General features: G+C 59.8%; 21 protein-coding genes. 13 read left to right on the top strand and 8 right to left on the bottom strand.

Annotated elements, in window-relative coordinates:
* Window positions 1-345: 345 nt before the first annotated feature.
* Entirely contained in the window at window positions 346-852 is a 507-nt protein-coding gene (msrA, locus tag JOE34_RS08585) for a peptide-methionine (S)-S-oxide reductase MsrA (RefSeq protein WP_010419266.1), read from the bottom strand.
* Window positions 853-1,293: 441 nt separating this feature from the next.
* Between msrA and JOE34_RS08580 the strand changes: the two genes are divergently transcribed.
* On the top strand, window positions 1,294-2,109 hold the full coding sequence (locus JOE34_RS08580; RefSeq protein ID WP_010419263.1) for a formate/nitrite transporter family protein: 816 nt from the start codon (window positions 1,294-1,296) through the stop codon (window positions 2,107-2,109).
* A gap of 173 nt (window positions 2,110-2,282) precedes the next feature.
* Here JOE34_RS08580 and JOE34_RS08575 read toward each other — a convergent pair whose 3' ends face one another.
* The 4 genes from JOE34_RS08575 to JOE34_RS08560 form a co-directional block, all read right to left on the bottom strand.
* Entirely contained in the window at window positions 2,283-2,858 is a 576-nt protein-coding gene (locus tag JOE34_RS08575; RefSeq protein WP_209995567.1) for a LysE family translocator, read from the bottom strand.
* A 49-nt stretch (window positions 2,859-2,907) separates the two neighbouring features.
* Window positions 2,908-3,744 (bottom strand): AraC family transcriptional regulator, encoded by an 837-nt coding sequence (locus JOE34_RS08570; RefSeq protein WP_209995565.1) that lies wholly within the window; start codon window positions 3,742-3,744, stop codon window positions 2,908-2,910.
* 99 nt (window positions 3,745-3,843) lie between these two features.
* Window positions 3,844-4,476: a 4'-phosphopantetheinyl transferase superfamily protein gene (locus JOE34_RS08565; protein WP_209995563.1), complete on the bottom strand. Its 633-nt coding sequence runs from the start codon at window positions 4,474-4,476 to the stop codon at window positions 3,844-3,846.
* On the bottom strand, window positions 4,473-8,513 hold the full coding sequence (locus JOE34_RS08560; protein ID WP_209995553.1) for a Pls/PosA family non-ribosomal peptide synthetase: 4,041 nt from the start codon (window positions 8,511-8,513) through the stop codon (window positions 4,473-4,475). Before JOE34_RS08560 ends, JOE34_RS08565 begins: the two co-directional genes overlap by 4 nt.
* A 545-nt stretch (window positions 8,514-9,058) precedes the next feature.
* Between JOE34_RS08560 and JOE34_RS08555 the strand changes: the two genes are divergently transcribed.
* On the top strand, window positions 9,059-10,189 hold the full coding sequence (locus JOE34_RS08555) for a Fic family protein (protein WP_161421597.1): 1,131 nt from the start codon (window positions 9,059-9,061) through the stop codon (window positions 10,187-10,189).
* Window positions 10,190-10,213: 24 nt separating this feature from the next.
* Here JOE34_RS08555 and JOE34_RS08550 read toward each other — a convergent pair whose 3' ends face one another.
* Window positions 10,214-11,440, bottom strand: coding sequence for a type II toxin-antitoxin system HipA family toxin (locus JOE34_RS08550; RefSeq protein WP_161421595.1), 1,227 nt, complete (start codon window positions 11,438-11,440; stop codon window positions 10,214-10,216).
* Window positions 11,440-11,763 carry a helix-turn-helix transcriptional regulator gene (locus JOE34_RS08545; protein WP_003316216.1) on the bottom strand — a complete coding sequence of 108 codons (324 nt, stop codon included), beginning with the start codon at window positions 11,761-11,763 and terminating at the stop codon, window positions 11,440-11,442. The genes JOE34_RS08550 and JOE34_RS08545 overlap by 1 nt, the downstream gene beginning before the upstream one ends.
* 310 nt (window positions 11,764-12,073) lie before the next feature.
* On the opposite strand from JOE34_RS08545, the gene JOE34_RS08540 reads away from it, so the two are divergent.
* From JOE34_RS08540 to JOE34_RS08490, 11 genes are all read left to right on the top strand, one after another.
* Complete coding sequence (locus tag JOE34_RS08540) at window positions 12,074-13,159, top strand: FUSC family protein (protein ID WP_003422666.1); 1,086 nt, start codon at window positions 12,074-12,076, stop codon at window positions 13,157-13,159.
* A 10-nt stretch (window positions 13,160-13,169) separates the two neighbouring features.
* On the top strand, window positions 13,170-13,631 hold the full coding sequence (locus JOE34_RS08535) for an Lrp/AsnC family transcriptional regulator (RefSeq protein ID WP_003395085.1): 462 nt from the start codon (window positions 13,170-13,172) through the stop codon (window positions 13,629-13,631).
* A gap of 151 nt (window positions 13,632-13,782) precedes the next feature.
* Window positions 13,783-15,462: an NAD(P)/FAD-dependent oxidoreductase gene (locus tag JOE34_RS08530; protein ID WP_209995550.1), complete on the top strand. Its 1,680-nt coding sequence runs from the start codon at window positions 13,783-13,785 to the stop codon at window positions 15,460-15,462.
* A gap of 15 nt (window positions 15,463-15,477) precedes the next feature.
* Window positions 15,478-16,272, top strand: a complete 795-nt coding sequence (locus JOE34_RS08525; RefSeq protein WP_074909515.1) for a carbon-nitrogen hydrolase family protein — start codon at window positions 15,478-15,480, stop codon at window positions 16,270-16,272.
* A 935-nt stretch (window positions 16,273-17,207) separates the two neighbouring features.
* Window positions 17,208-19,496: a pyrroloquinoline quinone biosynthesis protein PqqF gene (gene pqqF / locus JOE34_RS08520; protein ID WP_057444936.1), complete on the top strand. Its 2,289-nt coding sequence runs from the start codon at window positions 17,208-17,210 to the stop codon at window positions 19,494-19,496.
* Between the two features lie 135 nt (window positions 19,497-19,631).
* Entirely contained in the window at window positions 19,632-19,706 is a 75-nt protein-coding gene (gene pqqA, locus JOE34_RS08515; protein WP_003422658.1) for a pyrroloquinoline quinone precursor peptide PqqA, read from the top strand.
* An 88-nt stretch (window positions 19,707-19,794) separates the two neighbouring features.
* Complete coding sequence (pqqB, locus tag JOE34_RS08510) at window positions 19,795-20,706, top strand: pyrroloquinoline quinone biosynthesis protein PqqB (RefSeq protein ID WP_003316206.1); 912 nt, start codon at window positions 19,795-19,797, stop codon at window positions 20,704-20,706.
* A gap of 8 nt (window positions 20,707-20,714) precedes the next feature.
* The gene (gene pqqC, locus JOE34_RS08505) at window positions 20,715-21,470 is read left to right on the top strand and encodes a pyrroloquinoline-quinone synthase PqqC (RefSeq protein ID WP_003402120.1); all 756 of its coding nucleotides are present in this window, start codon (window positions 20,715-20,717) and stop codon (window positions 21,468-21,470) included.
* Window positions 21,467-21,751, top strand: a complete 285-nt coding sequence (pqqD, locus tag JOE34_RS08500; RefSeq protein ID WP_003393568.1) for a pyrroloquinoline quinone biosynthesis peptide chaperone PqqD — start codon at window positions 21,467-21,469, stop codon at window positions 21,749-21,751. The genes pqqC and pqqD overlap by 4 nt, the downstream gene beginning before the upstream one ends.
* Window positions 21,744-22,913: a pyrroloquinoline quinone biosynthesis protein PqqE gene (gene pqqE, locus JOE34_RS08495; RefSeq protein ID WP_003393569.1), complete on the top strand. Its 1,170-nt coding sequence runs from the start codon at window positions 21,744-21,746 to the stop codon at window positions 22,911-22,913. Before pqqD ends, pqqE begins: the two co-directional genes overlap by 8 nt.
* Window positions 22,876-24,702 (top strand): S9 family peptidase, encoded by a 1,827-nt coding sequence (locus tag JOE34_RS08490; RefSeq protein ID WP_046266862.1) that lies wholly within the window; start codon window positions 22,876-22,878, stop codon window positions 24,700-24,702. Before pqqE ends, JOE34_RS08490 begins: the two co-directional genes overlap by 38 nt.
* 55 nt (window positions 24,703-24,757) lie before the next feature.
* Here the strand turns inward: JOE34_RS08490 and JOE34_RS08485 are convergent, their stop codons facing one another.
* Complete coding sequence (locus tag JOE34_RS08485; protein ID WP_002555565.1) at window positions 24,758-24,919, bottom strand: YqaE/Pmp3 family membrane protein; 162 nt, start codon at window positions 24,917-24,919, stop codon at window positions 24,758-24,760.
* Between the last annotated feature and the right edge of the window lie 396 nt (window positions 24,920-25,315).

The raw sequence follows: 25,315 nt of genomic DNA, 5'->3' as shown, positions 1-25,315 counted from the left end.
TCACTAGAAACGTAGGCTGTATGCGCCCTGCAGATGAGCTCGCATGTGCTAACCTACGCTGGATTATACTTGACTTGCAGCTTGTCGAGCTAACTCATAATCCTTTGGTCCACGGTTCGAGTCCGTGTGAGCCCACCATACTCAAAGCCGCGCACTGCGAGGCTTTTGTGTTTTTGGTGAGGTCCTCTCAGATACAGTCCTGTAGTGGTCTAACTCCAGACACTCATTCAGGCGAGAATATCGCCAGATAGAAGTGTCTGATTACCACTACAGCTGCCTGCATGACAGGGGCAGGTCAGCTTTTGCGCTCTCCCCTATCGCGGCCTTTCCCGGTGCGATTCAGGTTCAAGCCCGCTTCGGCAACTTCCAGTTCGGCCGGATGAAGTGGCAGCTATAACCGTTCGGTATCCGCTCCAGATAATCCTGATGCTCCGGCTCCGCCTCCCAGAACTCACTCGCGGGCTCGATTTGCGTGACCACACGCCCCGGCCACAGCTTGGAGGCGTCCACGTCAGCCGCGGTATCTTCGGCAATATCCCTTTGCTGTTCGCTCAGGTAGTAAATCGCCGAACGATAGCTTGGCCCAAGATCATTGCCCTGCCGGTTAGGCGTGCTCGGGTCATGGATCTGGAAAAAGAACTCAAGAATCTGCCGGTAGCTGATTACCGCCGGGTCAAACACGATCTCAATCGCTTCGGCATGGTTGCCGTGGTTGCGGTAGGTGGCGTTCGGTACGTCACCACCGGTGTAGCCGACTCGCGTATGCAGCACGCCGGGGTAGCGTCGCAACAAATCTTGCATGCCCCAGAAGCAGCCGCCGGCAAGGATGGCGGTTTCGGTTGGGTTGGTCATGGTCTGTCCTTGCGGTTTATGGAGACAGGGATAGTTATGGGGTGATGCCGGGCAATACCAAGCCGGATGCAGTAAAAAACAGGATCGTGTTGCGAAACGAGTAAACGTCCTACAGAAGCCTTGGCGCCTTGCTCCGTTGCCTATAGTTGCGTCAGAATCCGCTGGCTTGAGCGCTTGAGTCAGCATTTCCAAGATGGCTCGGTAGCTGACAACTCAGTGATCGGGTTTAGTCGACCCACTACAAACCTGCCAACCAAACAGCTATAAGCCCACTCCCGCGAAAACCTGCCCAGTCATCGACCCTCTCAATCACCCGATCAAAACATCCGATTAGCCATCCTCCGAAACATTCCGTAACGTTGTTTCCCGGTGCGACAGATGCGCGCACCGCTTGAGCTTTTAATCCCCCCCGCTCAGCCCACGACCACGCACGAGCCCACCATGTCTTTGAACACCCCGCAGCAAATCGCTGAAATTGCCGTCGAAAGCGGCGTCAAGAAGGCCCACCTGGGCCTGCCGTCGCTGATGATCCTGGGCTTTCTGGCAGGTGCCTTCATTGCCCTCGGGTTTCTTCTCGATATTCATGTCAGCACCATGATCCCTCACGAGTGGGCGTCGCTGGGCAATCTGCTTGGCGCTGTGGTGTTTCCGGTCGGGCTGATTCTGGTGGTGCTGGCCGGTGGCGAGTTGCTGACCGGCAACATGATGAGCCTGCCCATGGCGCTGTTCGCCGGGCGTATCGGCCTGGGTCAGTTGGTGCGCAACTGGTTGCTGGTGACGCTGGCCAACCTGATCGGCGCGCTGTTCGTCGCCTATTGTTTCGGCCATGTGGTGGGCCTGACTGAAGGCGCCTTCATGGCCAAGACCGTGGCCATCGCCAATGCCAAGGTGGGGGCCAGCTTCGAACAGGCCTTCATCTCGGGTATTGGCTGCAATTGGCTGGTGTGCCTGGCGGTGTGGCTCAGCTACGCGAGCAAGGATGTGATCGGTAAAGTGGTCGGCATGTGGTTTCCGGTGATGGCATTCGTTGCGATCGGCTTTCAGCACATCGTCGCCAACATGTTCGTCATTCCTGCAGCGATCTTCGCTGGCGCCTTGAGCTGGGCGCAGTTCGGCGACAATTTCGTTCCGGTATTTTTGGGTAACGCGGTGGGCGGCGCAGTGTTCGTCGGCCTGGCTTATCACTTGGCCTTCTTCAACGCGGCGACCAAGCCTATTGAAATGTCCAGGACCAGCGGTGCGCAAACACCGGAATAATCTGACGCCATATAAGCTCTGCGGTGAGAAGAGATGACGACCGCAGAGCAAACAACAAGTTGAAGAGCAAAACTCACGTCACAAGCAAATAGCGAGTTGCTCGACAAGATCAGTCTTTGAAATGAAGCCGACTCTTCGCGTGCCTACTGCCAAACCAGGCATGCAGCACACGTTCAGACACTGTCCATAAAACCGATCCACGCCGCCAGCAGCAATAAAACAGCCAGCACTCGATTCATCCACTGCACTCGCCAAGGCGATGTAAGCCAGCGGGTCGAACCTGCGCCCATCAGCGCCCAGCTGCCGAGGCACGGCAAGGAAATCAGAAAGAACACCAGCGCCAGGTAAGGCACCGGGTTGCGCTGACTGAATACACTGACTACCGCCAGCGCCATGACCCAAGTCTTGGGATTTACTATTTGCAGTGCTGCGCCACCGATAAAGCCCATCGGCAGGCTGTTTTGCCGCTCGATCGAGTCGGTCGGGCTGGCACCTATTTTCCAGGCCAGCCAGCTCAGCCACAGCACCCCGACCCATGCCATGACGCGCTGGGCATTGGGGATCGCGAGCAGTGATTGACCGACACCCATGCCGACGAGCAACACCAACAGTGCAGCGCCGGTGCAGGCTCCCAGAATCAACGGTACAACGGCGCGCCAGCCGAAGCGGGCACTGTTGCTTAATACCAGGATGTTGGTGGGGCCGGGGGTGATCGAGGCGACGAAGGCGAACAGTATGAAAGGCAGCATGATCGGCAATCCAGGGCTGAAAAAGCCCATGCTGCGACATGCCACAGGATCAGTCTGGAAGGTTTGAGCAGCGCAAGCGATAGGCCGCCGGGCTCAGTCCGTAGGCGCGCATGAACCAGCGGCCCAGATGGCTTTGGTCAGCGAAGCCCAGATCGCTGGCTACCCGAGCGGGCCAGATTCCGGCTGCCAGCATTCGACGGGCCTTGGCCAGGCGCAGCTGTACCAGATATGCATGAGGCGGCAGGCCGAAGGCGGCCTTGAACGCCCGCGTCAGGCGAAAGCGGTCGACACCACAAACAGCTGCCAACTCGTTCATGCCCACGTCTTGGTGCAGATGCGCGTGCAGATAATCCCTCGCCCGCAAGGCCACCTGCGGCAAGCGCGGATCGGGATCGGTCATCCGTCGCCATTGCACCCAATCAATGAGCTGCGCCAGTAATTCATCCACCGCGCTTTGACGAACGATGCGTAACTCTTTTTGGTGCAGCGCCGTGAAAGCGAACATGACCGCGTGAGCCAGCCGTGATTCGGTTTGCAGGGTGTTGACGAAAGAAGGCAGATGCCGGTCGGGAGCCTGTTCGAACAAACCACTGAGCTCCCGGCTCAGCCAATGCGGGTCCAGGTACAGCATCTGATAGGTGAACCCTTCGGCGCACGGGGCATTGCCATCATGGATTTCTCCCGGCTCCAGTGTGAACACCTGCCCGGGCGTGCTGGCATGGCGCTGACGGCGGCAATTGAACTGCTGCACACCTTGCCGGGTAACGCCCACCAGATAGCTGTCATGCCAATGGGGATCATAGGCATGCCCCTGAAAGTGGGCGTGCAGCGTCTCGATGCCGGTATCAAGGTCGCGAGCGAGGTCTATCCAGTGTGTGGAAGGCATAGAACACCTGAATCGATGAAAGCGATTGGTTATCGCTGACGTCAGAAGGTGAGTCTAGAACATTCGTGCACTCATCTTCGATTGGCAGCAGCGCATCAATCAAGGTGCCGCACGCCGCTCAGCCTGATTCATGTAGTCCATCAAAACCTGACTCAACGCCACCACCCCCACCATCCCCTCCCCCAATTCAACCTCGACCCCCACACCCTGCAACCCGCCCACTGCCGTCCATTCCTCAAGCGCCAAGCCGTGCAACTTCAAAAACGCTTCGCGCCTGCACCATGCCTTGGCAAACGCCATAGTGCGAATCGACTCGGGCAAGCCTGACAGGCCGGTAGCAACCTCAGCCCCCAGATAATCCTGCGCGACAGCATGCCAGTCCGGCACCGTCTGAACCTGCATCAAGTCCACGCCCACTGCGCCTTGGAGATTGATGGCAGCCAGCGAGCATCCGGTTTCGTGGCTGATGGAAAACCCGGGCACCGGCAGCCCGTCGATAAGCAATCGCGGCGCGACACCAGGGGCGCTGATGAACGTGATCGCGCCCGATGGCAATTCGAGCCACTGTTCCACGGCGGTACGCACGCAAGTCCGAATGCGGTTTCTGGCTTCATCCCTTGCACAGCCCGGCCTGGTAACGCAGCTGACCAGCAATACATTCTGCCGAGGGAAAGGCTTTGGCGGGGCAAGCCGGCCATCTTCATCGAATGCCCAGCTCGCCCCGCACTTCATGCCCTGTCAGGTGACGCGGGACAACCGGCCCAGCGGCTGCCGGCAGGGATGTGTTCGCCCTTCATGACCAGGGTCAGTGCGCCAAGGTGCGCATCGTTGCCTACGACGGCGCTGTACAGCACGGCGCTGCGTGGGCCCATGTACACGCGTTCGCCGATGCTGACGTGGTCGATCTTCATGACTCGGTCTTCAAACAGGTGGGTCTGCGGGCAGGCGCCAGCGTTCAATTCGCTGTCTGCGCCGATGCTGACGCAGTCGAATTCAGTGATGTCGGTCGTGTCCATGTAAACCCCGCGACCAATCTTGCAGCCGAGCACATTGAACGCCAGCGGCAACCACGGCGTGCCGCGCAAGTAGCGCATGAAGTTTGGCGCGGCCATGCCTTCGTACAGACTGGTGATGCCCTCCGAAAGCCATACGAAGGGCGTCCACATCGGGTCAGCGCGTTTGCGATAGCGGCCCATCACCAGCCATTTCAGGGCCGCAATCAGCAGAAAGTTACCCACGCTGTACGCCACGCCGATCACTGCAAGGTAGGCCAGCACCGCGCCCCAGCGCTTGTCGTCAGCGAGAGGCATCAGGTCAAGCATCACCGTGTAGCCGACGGCGATCACCACCGCGTGCGGGGTGACGATGCGCACGCCTTCGACAAGGCCGCGGGCCAGGCGTCGCAGTGGTGAAGGTTTGAAGGTCAGCGATTCGGGAGCGCCACTGACCTGCTCGCGGGCCGGCAGGTGGATCGGTGGGGAGCCCAGCCAGGTGTCGCCGTCGACTATTTTGCTGTTGTGCGGTGCGCAGGAATGGACGCCGATCAGGACGTTTTCCGGCAGTACCGTGCCGTCCGCGATGTATCCGCCGTTGCCGACAAAGCTGCGATGGGACACGACCGTGGGCTGCATGGTCATCCAGCCGCCGTCGATGCGCTCATCACCGAGCATCACCGCATCGGCGATAAAGGTTTCATCGCCCAGGGTCAGCATGTCCGGGATGACGCCCTGCGCACTGGAGATCTCGGCATCACGCCCTACTTTCGCGCCCAACAGCCGATACCAGAAGGGCGAATACACCGTGGCGTAGATGCCGGACAGCACGTTGAGGCTCGCTTCCTGAATCTGGCTGATCAGCCATTTGGCGCAGTAGGTATTGCTGTGCACCTCATAACGGCCCGGTTTGAGGCGCGGGAAAACGATCCAGCGCAATGCCGCAGACGCCAGAACAGTCGCGACAATCAGCACCGCACTGGCCGGGAACGCGAGCAGGAAATAGCGCGCCAGTTGTCCCAGTGGCCCGCTGCCCTCGAACCATGGCAAGACATGCTGCGTGTCGAACCAGTCGATCAGGAAAAAGGTCGGGAAGACCGGGATGAAGAACAGCGTCGCGATCAGCAGTACGCCGAAGGCGAAGAACAGTTTTTCTGCCCGCAAACGCGCAGGGCTGGTCACAGGCCGCGCAGGTTGACCGAGCGTATCGAACGCGCCGACATCACGCGCTGGCGAGCCCTGCCAGATGCGTCCAGCGGGAACTTCCCGACCATCGGCCATGGCCGATTGGGCTTCCAGATGCCCCCACGGGCCTACAGCCGTATTGCCTTCCATGATCACGTAAGAGCCGACACAGGCATTGTCCTGCAAGGCGATACGCCCCAAATGCAACTGGCCCCGTTCAACCCGCGCATTTTCGAAGCTGACACCGTTGCCGACGCTGACCCCGTCACCGATTTCCAGCAGGTCATGAGCCCGTACTGTAGCCCCGCCGATAATCACGTCCTGCCCGATTTTCGCGCCCAGTGCGCGCAGCCACAGAGGATAAAGTGAAGAGCCGCTCAGCAGATAAGTCGGCGCCGACTCGACCATGCGGTCTGCGGCCCACCAGCGAAAGTAGGTAACGCCCCACAGCGGATAGATCCCAGGCTTAAGGCGGCCGACGATCAGCCACTTGGCTGCCAGCGCGATGAAAAACTGCAGAACGGTGGCAATCAGAAACACCGAGATCGACGCCAGAGTGGCCAGCGCGACAGAGTCGTCGGGCGAGCCGGTGAGCAGGTGATAGGTAAAGAACGGTGCGAGCCACTGGGTCATGCGCAGGCTGACCATGACCGGCAATGCCAGCGCCTGGGCCACGCCGCAGCGCCAGCGACGCCAGGCTGACGGAGGCGTCCAGTCCACCGGCGCGTCCACCTCTTGTGGCGCCTGGTCCAGCACTTTGGCAATCGCCCCGATACGCCGATGCTGGTAAATGTCGCGCACCGTGACTTGGGCGAAACGCGGGTTGGCCCGCAGCGCCGAGGCCAGACGCGCGGCAAAGAAGGAATGCCCACCCAGATCGGTAAAAAAGTCCGCATCGCGGCGGATCGGCATGCCGGGGAAGAGCGTGCTCAGCGCGGCAAACAGTGCGATCTCACCTTCGGTTTGCGCCACATCGGAGTCTGCGCTGGCGGCCTTGGCATCCACCGTCAACGGCCGGGCCTTGAGCGTTTTGCGATCGATTTTGCCGGACGTGAGGCGCGGCATGCTGTCGAGCAGTTCGAAGTGTCCCGGGACCATGTACGGCGGCAACTGTGCCTGCAGGGTTTTGCGCAACTGACTTGTGAATGCGGAAGGCGCAGAAGTGTCGCTCACCAGATAGGCAATCAGCTGATCAACGCCCGCCTCGTTGCGCAACAGGACGGCAACGGTGCCCACGCCAGGCTGTTGCGCCAACAGCGATTCAATCTCGCCCAGTTCGACGCGAAAGCCGCGAATTTTTACCTGATCGTCGGCCCGCCCGAGGCACTGCACCTGCCCTTCGTCGTCGATCCGGGCAAGGTCGCCGGTTCGGTACAGACGCGCATCGTGATAGCCGGTGGACCATGGGTTCGGCAGGAATTTTTCCTGGGTCAGGTCCGGTCGGCCAAGATACCCCTCGGCCAGGCCGGGGCCGATAATGCACAGCTCACCGACCTCACCACGCGGCAGCAGGCTGGGCGCCAGGGTGCTCCCGACCGCAGAATCGTTGGCGATGACCAACAGCCCGTAATTGGGTAACGGTTTGCCAATCGACACCGGGCGACCACGCGAAAGACGCGCCAGGCTGGCCGATACAGTGGCTTCGGTAGGGCCGTAGGTGTTGAACATCTGCCGGTTCGGCGTTGCCCAGCGATCTACCAGCGACTCAGGGCACATCTCGCCGCCCAGGTTGATCAAGCGCAAGCCGGGAACGTCTTCGCTGAACAGCGCCAGCAAAGTGGGCACCGCATGCAAGACGCTGATGCGCTGCTCATTCAGCAAGCGCGGCAGGGTTTCGGGGTCACCGCTGGTTTCCTTCGGGCCTATCCACAGCGTCGCGCCCACCAGATAGGCAATCCAGATTTCTTCGAAGGACATGTCGAAGGCCACGGAAAAGCCCTGGTAAACCCGGTCGCTGGCCCGAATGCCGAGTATCGCGTTCTCGCTGCGCAGAAAATGGCAGATGCTGCGCTGGGAAATCAGAATGCCCTTGGGCTTGCCCGTAGAGCCGGAGGTATAGATCACATAGGCTGGATGTTCGGGAAGCACACCATTGCGGCGCACCAACGCTGCGTCGGTCGGCGTCAGCAGGTGTTCGGCAGTCCACACCTTCAAGCCGGTATCGGCCAACACCGGCATCAACGCATCACAGGAAACCAGCCCGACTGCGCTGGCGTCCTCCAGGCAAATCTGCAGGCGCTCCACCGGCGTGTCCTGATCCAAGGGCAGCCAGGCAGCGCCCGCCTTGGCGATGCCGGCCTGCATGACCAGCAGCTCGATGCCGCGTGGCAACCATAGACCGACAATGTGCCCCGGCCGAACACCCGCATCGATCAGCGCAGAAGCCACCTGATCGGCCTGCCGGTCCAGCTCGCCATAACTGATCTGACGCTCGCCGAAGATCAATGCCACATGCTGCGGATTGCGCCGGGCACTGGCTTCGAGCAGATCGGCCAGCACTTCCTCACGTAGCAGCTCAGGTTGAATAGGACCGTAAATCACGTCCAGCGATTGTTCGTTCTGGCCTAGCGTCGACAGGTTCAGGTTATTCATGGCAGCAGGTATTAGCTCGTCTGAAGGAGGTGCCTGAGATTTTCTGGTTATGAGCCGGTCCGTCAGCGATTGGCGCGAATTCTGTGGTCGTTGCGTGTCCGGAATATGTCCGTTTTGATACATCTTGGCTGGAGCGCTGCAGCTCTCACCGAGGCAAGAGAACAGGCTGGCAAGGCGAATATGGCAAAGGCTGGCTGTACGAATCTTGAACAACAAAACGAAGGTGGCGGATTGCCCACCAGGTGTTCATGTGTCGGACTTGCAACTCAATGAGCAAAAGCAGAGGTCGTTGAACAGCGCCCTGGTCCGGGGCTATACAGTTGATCTAGCAGGATGCGGTGTGAGAGTCACCCGCCACATTGCTGCGCGAGTTACAGCAGACGCCTCACACTTCGGGTTCAATGACTCACAGACCGTGATGAGCTCTCACGTAATCCGTGCCGCCTCGATAAGCACATCTGGACGGTGAGCCGAATAATCACCACAATCGGCTCACTTCATGAGCCGATTAACTTTTTATTCGGCTCACTGCATAGGCGGATACGATGTCCGAACATCTCTGGATCTGGCAACAGCCGAACTGGCCGCGCTTCCATTGGCGCGAAGAACGCCTTGCACCGTTGATACGAGCGTGCGCCAAGGCTCAAGGTCGCTTGCTGGGTATGAGCGGTGCAGTGGGTGGCGATGCGCAAATGTGCGAGGGCTTGAATGCCCTGCTGCAGAATATCGTCACTTCGTCCGCCATCGAAGGCGAGCGACTGAATGCAGATTCTGTCAGGTCGTCGCTGGCACGCCGCCTGGGGATCGCCGATAACGGCAAGCATAGCCCTCGCAGCGAGGGGTTGGCCGAGCTGATGCTGGACGCCACACGTGGTCATGATCAGCCACTTGACTTGCAACGTCTGTGTACCTGGCATCGCTGGCTGTTCCCGGAAGAGGACAGCTTTGTGTCTGCTCGCATCCTGGTTGGTCAATTGCGTAGCGACGAACCTATGCAGGTGGTCTCAGGGAGACTTGATCGACACATCGTGCATTTTGAAGCGCCACCGCGGGCTGGACTTGAGCAACAGCTGGAAGATTTTCTCGACTGGTTTGCCAGCAGTCAAAGTGATCCGACGCTCGATCCATTCGTGCGGGCAGGTATCGCGCATTTCTGGTTTGTAACCCTGCATCCGTTTGACGACGGCAATGGTCGCCTGACTCGGGCCATTACAGACCTGGCGCTGACTCAGGGCGATCAGCAAGCCATACGACTGTTTGCCATGTCCGCCAGCATCCTTGCTGACCGCGCCGGCTATTACCACGTTCTGGAGACCAGTCAGAAAAGCACGACCGATATCACCGAGTGGCTGGAATGGTTCCTGCGCACATTGTTGAAAAGCATTGAAAACGCCTTGGTTCATATAGAACGAGTACTGGGCAAAACGCGATTTTGGCTATTACATCGCGACAACGACCTGAGCGTCGAACAGGTCAAGGTGCTGAATCGGCTACTGGATGGCGGCGAGCGTGGCTTTGAGAACGGTCTGAGCGCAGCGCAGTATCAGGCAGTGGCGAAGGTCTCGAAGGCCACCGCTACCCGCCACTTAAGTGATCTGCTTGCCAAAAACTGCCTGGTTCGCCTACCCGGTGGAGGCCGCAGCACTCGCTACCAGATCAATCTGCCCTTGCCGTAGAACCCTACACAGCAGAAGGAGCTGCTAGCGCTTCAGACGTGCGCCACTGGTCGCATCGACTGTAGCATCCAGTTCCGCACCGGACAGGAACTGGCTGTAGTAATCATGCAGTTCGGCTTCCCAACCGGCCACCTCGTCCAGCGCCGCCTCGGCTTGTTCCTTGCTCAAGGCAAAGTGAGCGTGCTGACTGAGCAGATTGCCTCGGTTGAGACGCGACCCTTCGATGCCGACTGACATGGCAAGTGCCTGAGCAGGCCCTTCGTCCAGAATGGGCAGTACGTCGTACATCGGCGATAACCTCCAGCCACCTTCTTTCCAGATGACTGCGTGGTTACGGGGATGGTCATCGGCATTGCCGACCAGCACGTTGTAGGCCATGCGCCGATACAGCGCCTGCCGATCAACGTCAGGCGCACCACGACGATACAGCTCATCGGCGAGTGCCGCATATTGCCAGTCGGGGTGCGTACGGGCCTTCCACTCGGCGTCCAGCAAGGTCAAGCCGCTGAGCATCGGCAGTCGGCGGAAGCGATGGGTTTGCTCATCAAAAGCGCGGTCGAAACGCTCGACCAACAGTGTATTGATCCGCTCGCCGCGATACAGAGAGGTGTTGGCCGCCTGCAACCCTTTAAGCCCTGCGAAGGTCATGCAGGCGTGCTCAACGGAGGGCAGGTCATAGTGATCGAATTTGTCGCGAGGCTTGGCCAGAATCAGTTTTCTGTCGCCCAGATAAGTTCGCTTGGGGCGTGCGCCACCAGCGGAAGATCGCTGATCCCTTACCTTCAGAACCTCCAGCTGCTCGGCGCTGAGCTGGCTGTCATAGATCGCTTCACAGGCATCGATGAAATGATCGAGCCCTTTGGCACGAAAGGCTTTGGGAGGCGTCTGGCCCAGCCCGTCCTGCGCGACACGCGACAGGCCGGCCATGATATTGCCCGCTCTGTCGCTGTTGGGCGACTTGAGCAGCAGCTGTATCGAGTCCAACGGGCCTTTTTCAACCCGATGCAGCAACCGCTCTCCCCAACCATCGGGCATGGCATCATCGATAAAACCCGGGACGCCACCATTTTTAGTCACGGTGTAGGATCGCGTGGACAGTGGATACCTGAAAGGATCCGGCACCCAGATGTTTTCCTGCACCGCATCCGGTGCATATTGGAATGTCCCGACGCCAGCCTGAATCGTCAGCTTGCCCAGCGTCAGTCTCTCTCCGCTGACAGGGCATTCCATGTAGATATAAGCCTGGGCCATCAGAAGTCCTCCGGCTTGTGTCGAGGCAGGCGGACACGCTTTCGGTCGGCAGCTTCAAGCTGCTCGACACTGAACGACTCGTCATCCCTAAGCCCTTGAAACAATCGCTCCGACACCCCCAGCCCCCAGACCACCAGCATGAAGTCACGCAGCGATACGCCTTCGGCATTCCCTGCCTCGATACGTCGAAACGTACGAAGCGAGATGCCCAGCCTTTCGGCAAGATCGACCTGGCGGATGCCTTGCTGCAACCTGGTCTGCTTTACCAGCAGGGCAATGCGCAAAAGCGTGTCGGTGCACTGAACGGGGAAAAAAGCCTTCATGAGCAGTTACCAGCGGGCAGGCGCAGGAGTTCGAGAAAAAACAAAGTAACACGGATAGCTACGTGGACCAGAAAATAATAGATCACGAAAGAACACATTAACCCTCATAAAGTGTCATTAAGTGACATCTTAATTACACATAAAAATCGTGATCACTGCCCTCGGCGCTTCATTCCTACACCTTAAGTGCGCAATGCCACGTCACTGATCATCGACATACCCCACCCATACCCCATCAAAATGTGGCTTACTGAGGACTGCCATCATCCAATCAGGGAATCTCTTCCCTACCCTCGCGGTCTCTTAACGCATGACGAATTCGCGCTCTGCTTTCATACCCTCCTGGCTTCGCCCTGTTCTGCGTCCTTTGCTGGACCCGTATCGCCGTTATCGGCATGCGCGGCTGATCCACGCGGCGCGGATTGCGGTGGGCCTGCTGGTGACTATTCTGCTGACCACTGGCCTCAACCTGCCCCATGGCGAGTGGGCGTCGGTGACCATGCTGATCGTGATCGGCGGTTTGCAGCATCACGGCAATATCGGCAAGAAGTCGGTCGAACGGGCCTACGGAACGTTGATCGGTGCCGGTCTCGGTCTGATCGTGGTGGTCCAGCAGGGCTATCTGGAAATGCCGTTGCTGACCTACGCAATGATGTCGGTGATGTGCGGTTTCTTCGCCTATCACGCCATTGGCAAAGGCGGTTACACCGCGCTGCTGTCGGCGATCACGTTGTTCATCGTTGCCGGTCATGGTTACAACCCGATCAGTGACGGCCTGTGGCGTACCGTCGATATCCTGATTGGTATCGCGCTGGCCCTGGCGTTCTCCTTCGCCCTGCCGCTGTATGCGGTGTTTTCCTGGCGCTACAATTTGGCCAGTGGTTTGCGTGACTGCGCCAAGGTCTACGGGCGCATCGTGCAGGGCCAGCCGGTTACCGCTGACGAGCATTTGAAACTGACCGCCAGGCTCAACGGAACGATGCTGCAATTGCGCTCGCTGCTGCCGTCGGTGTCCAAGGAAGTGAAGATGTCCATGGTCGAGCTGGACGCCATTCAGGGCCACTTCCGCATGTGCCTGAGCACCCTGGAGATTCTTGCCAATATTCGCCCGGCGAACCTGAATCAGCTTGCTGACGAGACACTCAAGGCATCGTTGGACGCTGACTACCGCCAGATTCGCCGGCAACTGATCGGCATGGCGCGCGCCCTGCAAACCGGGGCCACCGAGCGTCTGGAACGTACGACGGAAACACCAGAGACACCAGCGACACCTGCAGTGAAGGCCGTCATCCCTACCGAGCTGAAGGGCTACCACTTGATGACTCAGCAGTTGGCGCTCAACCTCGACGGCCTGCAGGCGCGTCTGGCCAAGACCGCCAAACGCTGGAAGTTTTAAGGAACCGCCCGTGCCCGATACCCGCCCGCCTGTACTGGATGAAATTGATCGCCAGCTGATTGCCGCGCTGCAAATCAACGCGCGTGAAAGCGTCGCCATGCTCGCCAGGCAACTGGGCATCGCCCGCACCACCGTCACCTCGCGGCTCGCGCGCCTGGAAAGCAGCAAAGTGATTACCGGTTACGGCGTGCGCCTTGGCCAGCGCGTGGTCAGTGGCGGGTTGCAGGCGTATGTCGGCATCACCGTACAACCCCGCTCGGGCAAGGAAGTGGTGCGGCGCCTCAGTGCCATGGCGCAGGTTCAGCAACTCTGTGCGGTGAGTGGCGAGTTCGATTATGTCGCCTGGCTGCGCACGGATTCTCCCGAGCAACTGGACCAGTTACTGGACCTGATCGGCAGCGTGGATGGTGTCGAGAAGACCACGACCTCGATCATCCTCAGCAGCAAGATCGACCGCGGCCAGCCGGTGTAACTGAACGCCTCGATCGATCAACCATACAAACCGACCAGCATATTCGTCACTTAGCCAAAACAAACAGCATATCGACGACACTTTGCGTCTTATTAACGTGTCCGCCCTTCTCTAGACTGTTGTTTTTCGCCGTTGCCCATCAAGGTCCGTCATGAAGAACAACCGTCACCCCGCCAACGGCAAAAAGCCAATCACCATGTTCGGCCCCGATTTCCCCTTCGCCTTCGATGACTGGATTGAGCACCCGAAAGGCCTGGGCAGCATCCCTGTGGAGAACCACGGCGCTGAGGTGGCAATTATCGGTGCCGGGATAGCCGGTCTGGTGGCGGCCTACGAATTGATGAAGATGGGCCTCAAGCCGGTGGTGTACGAAGCCTCGAAAATGGGTGGCCGCCTGCGCTCGCAGGAGTTCGAAGGCGCCAAAGGCATCGTTGCCGAACTGGGCGGCATGCGCTTTCCGGTGTCCTCGACAGCGTTCTTCCATTACGTCGACAAGCTGGGCCTTGAGTCCAGGCCCTTCCCCAACCCGCTGACTGCGGCGTCCGGCAGCACGGTTATCGACCTGGAAGGCACCACCTACTACGCACAAATGCTCTCGGACCTGCCGGCGCTGTTTCAGGAGGTCGCCGACGCCTGGGCCGACGCACTGGAAAGCGGCTCGCAGTTCGGGGACATCCAGCAGGCCATCCGCGATCGCGATGTGCCGCGCCTCAAAGAACTGTGGAACAAGCTGGTGCCGTTATGGGACGACCGCACGTTCTATGACTTTGTCGCGACCTCCAAGGCCTTCGCCAGCCTGTCTTTCTTTCACCGCGAAGTGTTTGGCCAGGTGGGCTTCGGCACGGGCGGCTGGGACTCGGACTTCCCCAACTCGATGCTGGAAATCTTCCGCGTGGTGATGACCAACTGCGATGAGCACCAGCATCTGATCGTCGGCGGCGTGCAGCAAGTGCCGGTTGGCTTGTGGAGCCATGTACCCGAGCATTGCGCGCACTGGCCCAAGGGCACCAGCCTGTCGTCGTTGCACCGCGGCGCACCACGTCCCGGCGTGAAGCGCATTGCACGCGCCGAGGATGGCAGTTTTGCGGTGACTGACAATTGGGGCGACACCCGGCAGTACGCTGCCGTGCTGACCACCTGCCAGAGCTGGCTGCTGACCACGCAGATCGAGTGCGAAGAGTCGCTGTTTTCGCAGAAAATGTGGATGGCCCTGGACCGCACCCGCTACATGCAGTCGTCAAAGACCTTCGTGATGGTCGACCGCCCGTTCTGGAAGGACAAAGACCCGGAAACCGGTCGCGACCTGATGAGCATGACCCTCACCGACCGGCTGACCCGTGGCACTTACCTGTTCGATAACGGCGACGACAAACCCGGCGTGATCTGCCTGTCCTATTCGTGGATGAGCGATGCTCTGAAGATGCTCCCGCAGCCCATCGAGAAGCGGGTGAAGCTGGCGCTGGACGCCTTGAAGAAGATCTACCCTAAAGTGGACATCGCAGCGCGGATCATCGGTGATCCGATTACCGTGTCATGGGAAGCCGATCCGCACTTCCTGGGTGCGTTCAAGGGTGCATTGCCGGGCCATTACCGCTATAACCAGCGCATGTACGCGCACTTCATGCAGCAAGATATGCCCAGCGAACAGCGCGGCATGTTCATCGCCGGCGACGATGTGTCCTGGACACCGGCGTGGGTCGAAGGCGCTGTGCAGACTTCACTGAACGCCGTGTGGGGGATCATGAACCACTTCGGCGGCAAGACTCACGCCGAGAACCCCGGCCCCGGTGATGTGTTCCACGAAATCGGCCCGATTGCACTGGGCGACTGACATAAGGAAAACCCCATGCGCGTTGCGCTGTATCAATGCCCGCCATTGCCGCTGGATGTCAGCGGCAACCTGACTCGCCTGGAACAGCAGGCTCAGGCCGCCGCCGAGCAAGGGGCACAGCTGCTGATCTGTCCGGAAATGTTCCTCAGCGGCTACAACATCGGCGCTCAGGCTGTCGGTGAGCTGGCGCAGACGCAGGACGGTCCGGCAGCGACGCGCATTGCCACCATCGCACAGGCCAGCGGCATTGCGATCCTCTACGGCTATCCGGAACGTGCTGCCGATCGGCAGATCTACAACGCTGTACAGTTGATCGACAGCCAGGGCACACGCCTGTGCAACTACCGCAAGACACATCTGTTCAGCGATCTGGACAAGTCGATGTTCGCCGCAGGCGACGATCATTACCCGGTGGTCGAATTGAATGGCTGGCGCTTGGGCCTGCTGATTTGCTACGACGTGGAATTCCCTGAAAACACCCGTCGGCTGGCCCTGGCAGGGGCCGAGTTGATTCTGGTCCCCACCGCAAACATGCTGCCTTACGATTTCGTCTGCGACGTGACGGTTCGGGCGCGGGCCTTCGAGAATCACTGCTACGTGGTGTATGCCAACTACTGCGGCAGCGAAGGCGCGATTTGTTACTGCGGGCTCAGCAGCCTCTGCGCGCCGGACGGCAGCCGTCCATTGCTGGCAGGTCAGGACGAAGCGCTGCTGGTCGGCACGCTGGACAAGTCACTGCTGGCCCAGGCCAGAACCGCGAACGACTACTTCATGGATCGCCGCCCGGCGCTTTATACGTCGCTGACTTGATCAGATCAGCCGGATGGATCATTCCCACACCAGAGCGTGCGGAATAATCCTATAACTATCGTGCCCACGCTCCGCGACCATCGTCATACACAAGCCCGCTTTTGATTCTGGCCGGAGCCCGTAGCGAACGTGTTCGCGAAGACGCTCGCTCAGGCGATACATTTTTGGAAACTTTAACGGCCCCTTCGCGGAAAAGTCCGCTCCTACGCCCGTTGGGCAGAATCAAAAACAGCCTCCTGCCCGAGGGGTAGGAGCGAACTTGTTCGCGAAGACGGTCTTTCAAGCGATGCATTTTCGGAAAGCTTAACGGCCCCTTCGCGGACAAGTCCGCTCCTACGCCCGTTGGGCAGAATCAAAACGGCCTCCTGCCCGAGAGGTAGGAGCGAACTTGTTCGCGAAGACGCTCGCTCAGGCGATGCATGTTCGGAAGGCTTGGCGACCCCTTCGCGGGCAAGTCCGCTCCTACGCCCGTTGGGCAGAATCAAAAACGGCCTCCTGCCCGAGGAGTAGGAGCGAACGTGTTCGCGAAGACGCTCGCTCAGGCGATACATTTTTGGAAACCTTAACGGCCCCTTCGCGGACAAGTCCGCTCCTACGCCCGTTGGCCAGAATCAAAAACAGCCTTCTGCCCGAGGGGTAGGAGCGAACGTGTTCGCGAAGACGGTCTTTCAAGCGATGCATTTTCGGAAAGCTTGACGGCCCCTTCGCGGACAAGTCCGCTCCTACGCCCGTTGGGCAGAATCAAAAACAGCCTTCTGCCCGAGGGGTAGGGGCGAACTTGTTCGCGAAGACGGTCTTTCAAGCGATGCATTGTCGGGAAGCTTGGCGGCCCCTTTGCGTCCTCTATTTCGCAGCTTTGAGCAGCAGGCTCGCGATCAGGTCAGCTAATCCGCTAGCATGACGCCTCGCCTCGCACAGCTTTCCGGACGCCCCTCATGCCTGCCGCACACGCCACTGACACTCAACGCCTCACGCTGGCCAACGGTCTGAATGTGGTGCTGTGTCACGAGCCACGGCTCAAGCGCTGTGCGGCCTCGTTGCGCGTGGCAGCCGGCAGTCACGATGCGCCTCGGGCTTGGCCAGGGTTGGCGCATTTTCTGGAGCATCTGTTTTTCCTCGGCACCGAACGCTTCCCGGCCGGGGACAACTTGATGACCTTTGTGCAGCGTCATGGCGGGCAGGTCAATGCCAGCACCCGCGAGCGCACCACTGACTTCTTCTTCGAACTGCCGCAAGCCGCCTTCGCCCAAGGGCTGGAGCGCCTGTGCGACATGCTTGCCAAGCCGCGCATGGACATCGCAGATCAATTGCGCGAACGCGAAGTGCTGCACGCCGAATTCATCGCCTGGCTCGGCGATAGCGCATCCCGCGATCAGGCGCGCCTACTGACAGCGATCAACCCACAGCATCCGCTGCGCGGCTTTCACGCCGGCAATCGCTATAGCCTGCCAGTGCCCAACCCGGCTTTTCAGCAAGCGTTGAAAGACTTTTATCGAGGCTTCTATCAAGCCGGACAGATGACCCTGTGCCTGACTGGCCCGCTGCCGATCGCTGAATTACAGGCGCTGGCGACAAACCACGGCACAGTTTTCGCCAGCGGGATGAAGCTCAAACAGCGCCCGCCTCCAGCATTGATGGCCAGTCCTCGACAGGCTGGCGAGCAAAACCATCTGCTGTTTGCTGTTGAGGACTTGCCGGACAAGGCTGACGAAGCGGTGGCCTTCTTCTGTCACTGGCTCAATGCAGCGCAGCCTGGCGGACTGGTTGCCGAGTTGGTCCGCAAGGGGCTTGGCACTTCACTGCACGCCGCGCCGCTTTACCAGTTCGGCGGGCAGCTTTTGCTGGATATCGAGTTTACGGGCGACCTGGCGAACGCGACCCCTATCAGCAGCCTGCTTTTCAGCTGGCTCGGTTTCTTCAAGGCTCACTGGCCAACGCGAATCGAGGAATACCACCGTCTCGAACAACGCCGTCTGCAGATGTGCGGAGCATTGGCTCTGGCAAACCACCACTGTCGCCAAACGCCCGCGCAGTTGAGCGAGCAAGGCCAAAAAGCCTTAAGCGCATTACTGTCGAAGCTCACCGCTGATGTGGATAACCTCGATCCAGAGCCGGTCACTTGGCACCTGCCAGCGCCGAATCCGTTTCTTGGTACGGCAGCGGACGACCCCGCTGAAGCCGCGCTGTACCTGCGCTGGCAACTGCCGTCCCCGCAACCCGCTTTCTGGCGGAGACTCGATGCCGCGCTCAAGCCACTGGTCGAAGACGCACGTCAGGCCGGGGTAACCCTGACCTTCACTGCGTACGGCCCTTATTGGCAGCTTCAATTGAACGGCTTGCGCGAACCGATGGTGGCGGTCCTGCAACAAAGCCTGCAGCGCTTGCAGCACCCCGATGCACACACGCTGGAACACGACGAACCGGTATTGATCCCGATTCGTCAGTTGCTCAAGCAGCTTGCCGATCACTACCTGCGCAGTGACCCGGAGGTGGCCATAAGCGACCTTCCTGACGTATGGGCGGCTTCGCGCTGGAGCAGTTTAACCAGCGGCTTCGACCCGGCCCGCCAGTCAATGCTGGACGCGGTGTTGAATGCGGCACCCGGCGTTCGGCAAACCTCCCCGCCCGATCTGCCGACCATTCGCGCTGGCAAGCACTGGGCGACGCAAGTATCGTCCTCCTCGGAAGACGCCGTGCTGGTGTTCTGCCCCGCGCCCACGACTTCCATCGAAGATGAAGCCGCCTGGCGTCTGCTCGCGCACCTGGCCCAAGCGCCGTTCTATCAGCGGCTGCGGGTCGAACTGCAATTGGGCTACGCGGTGTTCAGTGGCCTCAGGCAGATCGACGGACGGACCGGCTTGCTGTTCGGCGTGCAATCACCCACCAGCAGTGCCCAACAGCTGTTTGCGCACATCGGGGCCTTTATCGGCAAACTGCCGCAACTGGTGCGCGACGCAGATTTGCCTGAACAGGCAAACGCCCTTGCAGCGCAGTTCGAGCCGTCGAGCCTGCCGCAGCAACAGCGTGCCGACCTGCAGTGGCAGGCTCAACTTGCCGGGCACCGGGGTGACCATGCGCAGACCTTGCAGGGGGCTCTGTCAAATCTGGATACACACTCGTTGCTGGCCTCTGCGGATCAGTTGATCAGCGCCACAGGGGGCTGGCTGATCGTGGCCAATCGCCCTGCCAGCGCGGCCGTTCCGCAATCCTTACCTGAACAGTAATGGTCTTTTCTGCAGATTCCGAACCTGTCCAATTGTGAAATTGAGTAACATAGCTCCCTAAGCATCTGAACGTATGCCTCCAGCGATGCACTAAGATGTAGTCACCCAACGCTGCACTTATCCGAGGAGATTTTTATGTCGTGGACTAAACCTGCTTACACTGATCTGCGTATCGGTTTTGAAGTCACCATGTACTTCGCAAGCCGTTGATTTCAGTGCGCTGTGAAGCCTCGGTTCGCCGGGGCTTTTTTTATGGTTATGGCTGTTTTTTATTTCAGAGCGTGTCCCGGGAGCTGTCATGTACATCCAGATTCTAGGTTCTGCTGCTGGCGGTGGATTCCCCCAGTGGAACTGCAACTGCGTCAATTGCGCAGGTTTTCGCGACGGCAGCCTGCGTGCCCATGCGCGGACCCAGTCGTCCATTGCGCTGTCCGACGACGGTATCAACTGGGTGCTGTGCAACGCCTCACCGGATATTCGCGCGCAATTGCAGGGCTTTGCGCCGATGCAGCCCGGGCGCACATTGCGTGACACCGGCATCAGCGCGATCGTGTTGATGGACAGCCAGATCGACCACACCACCGGCCTGCTCAGCCTGCGTGAAGGCTGCCCGCATCAGGTGTGGTGTACCGACATGGTTCATGAGGACCTGAGCACCGGCTTCCCGCTGTTCGAAATGCTCAAGCACTGGAACGGCGGCCTGACCTGGAACCGCATCGAGTTGCAGGGCAGCTTCGTGATTCCGGCCTGCCCGAACCTGCGCTTTACGCCCTTCCCGCTGCGCAGCGCCGCCCCGCCCTACTCGCCACACCGTTTCGACCCGCACCCGGGCGACAACATCGGCCTGCTGGTCGAAGACACCCGCACTGGCGGCAAGCTGTTCTATGCCCCAGGCCTGGGCAAGGTCGATGAAGCACTGGCCGAGAAGATGCGTGACGCCGACTGCCTGCTGGTCGACGGCACCATGTGGGACGACGACGAAATGCAGCGCCGTGGCGTGGGCACGCGCACCGGCCGGGAGATGGGCCATCTGGCACAGAACGGCCCCGGCGGCATGCTGGAAGTCCTCGAAGGCTTCCCCGAGCAGCGCAAGGTGCTTATCCACATCAATAACACCAACCCGATTCTCGACGAAGACTCCCCGGAACGTGCGGAGCTGGTTCGTCGCAACGTCGAAGTGGCCTTCGATGGCATGAGCATCGAGCTTTAGGAGCTGACATGAGCGAAGCGACTGCGCTGTCCCCCGCCGAATTCGAACAGGCCTTGCGCGCCAAGGGTGCCTATTACCACATCTATCACCCGTTCCATGTGGCGATGTACGAGGGCCGAGCGACCCGCGAGCAGATTCAGGGCTGGGTCGCCAACCGTTTCTACTATCAAGTGAACATTCCACTCAAGGACGCGGCGATTCTGGCCAACTGCCCGGATCGCGAGATCCGTCGCGAGTGGATTCAGCGCCTGCTCGATCATGACGGTGCGCCCGGCGAAGACGGCGGCATCGAAGCCTGGCTGCGCCTGGGCCAGGCCGTGGGACTGGACCCGGACCAGCTGCGCTCGCAGGAACTGGTGCTGCCAGGCGTGCGGTTTGCCGTCGACGCGTACGTGAACTTCGCCCGCCGCGCCAATTGGCAGGAAGCCGCCAGCAGCTCGTTGACCGAACTGTTCGCACCGCAGATCCACCAGTCGCGTCTGGACAGCTGGCCGCAGCACTACCCGTGGATCGATCCGGCCGGCTACGAATATTTCCGCACTCGCCTGGGTCAGGCCCGACGCGATGTAGAGCACGGCCTCGCCATCACGTTACAGCACTACACTACGTACGAAGGTCAGCAGCGTATGCTGGAAATCCTGCAGTTCAAACTCGATATCCTGTGGAGCATGCTCGATGCGATGTCCATGGCCTATGAGCTGAACCGCCCGCCGTATCACAGCGTCACAGACCAAAGGGTCTGGCATAAGGGGATTACGCTATGAAGCACGATCCGCAGTTCCGAGCGTTGACACCCAAATGGCATCAGGGCTATCGCTTCCAGTACGAGCCTGCGCAAAAGGCGCATGTGGTGCTTTACCCTGAGGGCATGATCAAACTGAATGAAAGCGCGGCCCTGATCGGCGGGCTGATCGATGGCAAGCGCACCATCGCCGCCGTCATTGATGAGCTTCATCAGCAGTTCCCCAATGTTCCCGAACTGGGCATGGACGTCGACGAGTTCATGGAAGGCGCCAAAAAGAAAAACTGGATCGATCTTGTCTGACATAGCACCCGTCACCAACACCCCGTACATACCGCCCACTCCCGAGGTCGGCCTGCCACTGTGGCTGCTCGCCGAGCTGACCTATCGCTGCCCGCTGCAGTGCCCGTATTGCTCAAACCCCCTGGATTTTGCCAAACAGGGCCAGGAGCTGAGCACCGAGCAGTGGTTCAAGGTCATGCAGGAAGCGCGGGAAATGGGTGCGGCGCAGATCGGCTTTTCCGGCGGCGAGCCGCTGGTGCGCCAGGACCTCGCCGAACTGATCGCCGAGGCGCGGCGTCTGGGCTTCTACACCAACCTGATAACCTCGGGCATCGGCCTCACCGAAGAGAAGATCATCGCCTTCAAGGAAGCAGGCCTGGACCACATCCAGATCAGCTTTCAGGCCAGCGACGAGCAGGTCAACAACATGCTCGCCGGCTCGAAAAAAGCCTTCGCGCAGAAGCTGGAGATGGCCAAGGCGGTTAAAAAGCACGGCTACCCGATGGTGCTGAACTTCGTCACCCACCGGCACAACATTGATCGCATCGACAAGATCATCGAGCTGTGTCTCGCGCTGGAAGCGGACTTCGTCGAACTGGCGACCTGTCAGTTCTATGGCTGGGCGCACCTGAACCGCCTCGGCCTGCTGCCGACCAAAGATCAACTGGTCCGCGCCGAAGCCGTCACCAACGAATACCGCGCCCGGCTGGAGGCAGAAAATCACCCATGCAAACTGATTTTCGTCACTCCTGATTATTACGAAGAGCGTCCCAAAGCCTGTATGAACGGCTGGGGCAATATCTTCCTGACCGTGACACCGGATGGCACGGCGCTGCCCTGCCACGGTGCGCGGCAGATGCCGATCCAGTTCCCCAATGTGCGCGATCACAGCATGCAGCACATCTGGTATGACTCGTTCGGCTTCAATCGCTTTCGCGGTTACGACTGGATGCCCGAGCCGTGCCGTTCGTGTGACGAGAAGGAAAAGGATTTCGGTGGCTGTCGCTGCCAGGCCTTCATGCTGACCGGCGACGCCGCCAATGCCGACCCGGTGTGCAGCAAATCCTATCACCACGGGATCATCACTCAGGCTCGTGACGAGTCCGAAACCGCTACTCAAACCATTGAAGAGCTGGCCTTTCGCAATGACCGAAACTCACGACTCATCGCAAAATCCTCCTGAACGCCTGAGCGCTGCGCAAGCGGTCGCGGCAGGCGTTGACTTCGCCGAACTGGATGTCAGCTCGGCGGGCCTGTTCTGGAACGAATACCGCCCCGAAGACGGCGCCAGCCGCATCTGGCACTGGTACGCCAACAGCAAGCGCTGCCTGACGCCACAAGGCTTCAGCGTACGCAGCCGGGTGTATGAGTATGGCGGTGGTTCATTCTGCCTCGCCGACGACGCCGTAGTCTTCGTCAACGAGCGCGATCAGCAACTGTATCGACAGGCACTGGACGCCAGCGAGCCGGTGGCGCTGACCGAGGGCGACAAGCGCTACGGCGGCGTGTTCTTCAGCGGCGGCCAGATTCTGGCCGTTGAAGAGGACCGCAACACGCATCGACTGGTGGCTATCGAGCTGACTGACGGCAAGCGCCAGTTGCTGGCCGAAGGCGCTGATTTCTACTCATCGCCGATTGTCAGTGCCGACGGCGGACGCCTGGCCTGGATCGAATGGCAGCGCCCGCATCAGCCGTGGACCAGCACTCGCTTGATGTGTGCAACGAAACAGGACGACGGCAGTTGGGCCACTGCGCAGTGCATCGCAGGCGATGGTGCGCAAGAGTCTCTGCAACAACCGCGCTTCGATGCCCATGGGCGTCTGTATTGCCTGACTGATCGTGCAGGTTACTGGCAGCCGTGGGGCGAATCGCCTTCCGGGTTTGCGCCGCTTCCCGCCCGTCCGGCGGATCATGCGTCAGCGCCTTGGCAAATGGGCAGCTGCACCTGGCTGCCGATCAACGATGGTTACCTGGCGAGCTGGTTTGCAGAAGGTTCAAGTGTTCTGGGGCTGTGCCAGGCCGACGGCAGCGTCGAGGATTTCAGCGCAGGCTACAGTCGCTTTCGCAGCCTCGCCATTGACGAAGAGTTCGTCTATTGCATTGCGGCCTCGGCCATAAGCACCTCTGCGGTACTGGCCATTTCTCGCCACGACGCCAGTGTTCACGTACTTGCCGGAGGCGGGTCGCCGCTGCCGGCCGACCAGATCAGCCGTCCTCAGACGTTGCGTTACCCCAGTGGCGGGGCCGAGGCTTATGGCTACTTCTATCCGGCCATGACCGGCGCAGAAAAACCGCCGCTGGTGGTGTTCATCCATGGTGGCCCGACCTCTGCCTGCTACCCGGTGCTGGACCCGCGCATTCAGTACTGGACACACCGAGGCTTCGCCGTCGCAGACCTCAATTATCGCGGCAGCAGCGGCTACGGTCGCGTGTACCGGCAAGGCCTGCACCTCACCTGGGGCGTGGCGGATGTCGAAGACGCCTGTGCAGTCGTGAAGCATCTGGCCGAGCGCGGCCTGATTGACGAACGACAGGCTTTTATTCGCGGCGGCAGTGCAGGTGGCTACACCACGCTCTGCGCGCTGGCCTTCCACGACGTATTCCGCGCAGGTGCCAGTCTGTACGGGGTCAGCGACCCGGTGGCACTGGCCAGGGCGACGCATAAGTTCGAAGGTGATTATCTGGACTGGCTGATCGGCGATCCCGACAAGGACATAGAGCGCTATCAGGCTCGTACACCCCTGCTGCACGCCGACAGCATCAGCGTGCCGGTCATTTTCTTTCAGGGCGAACTGGATGCCGTGGTGGTTCCCGAACAGACCCGGTCCATGCTCAAGGCCTTGCAGGACAACGGTATCAAGACCGAAGCGCACTTTTATGCGGACGAGCATCATGGGTTCCGCAAGGCAAATAACCTGGCAGATGCGCTGGAGAAGGAATGGCGTTTCTATCGGGATGTGCTGGATGCCTGATCAGGCCGTGTGATCGTTCCCGCATCAGGGAACGATCAGCGAGTGCGACGAGGTATTACTTACGCGAAACGATGATGTAAATCGCGTGGATGATGCCCGGGATATAACCCAGCAGGGTCAGCAGGATATTCAACCAAAAAGCGCCAGCAAAGCCTACTTGCATGAACACGCCTACCGGAGGCAGCAGAATGGCGAAAATGATACGAATGATGTCCATGAAAAGCTCCTGATTGATTGGCTCTGATTGGCCATACAGCTAATCGACCCTGGCCGGCGGTGAGGGTTCAACCGGCTCTGGCACCGCGCCATTATTCTTTAGCGGGAGGGGCTCAGGACAAGCATTGCAACACGGGCACAGCAGCGTGTGCTGCGAGCGGAAAGAAAACAGAATTGTCAAAACGCAAACAAAGAAAACCCCGCCGAAGCGGGGCTTTCCAGACTGTTTCCCTGATTTCCCTTTCACCCCGCCATCCTGGCAGGCTTCCCTACGTGTCCCTGTTATGTCTTGTTGCGCTTCCTGCGCTACGTCCATGAACAAAGATTAACTTTGGATCCCTTTCTTGGGAAGAGGCCAATTGGCGTCACGTAGTGTAAGCAAATGCTTACAAGACTT

It is taken from the genome of Pseudomonas sp. PvP028, assembly GCF_017832255.1.
In the GTDB taxonomy this organism is placed as follows: domain Bacteria; phylum Pseudomonadota; class Gammaproteobacteria; order Pseudomonadales; family Pseudomonadaceae; genus Aquipseudomonas; species Aquipseudomonas syringae.
The sequence above is the reverse complement of the archived record's forward strand: the minus strand, read 5'-3'. Positions and strand labels throughout refer to the sequence as shown.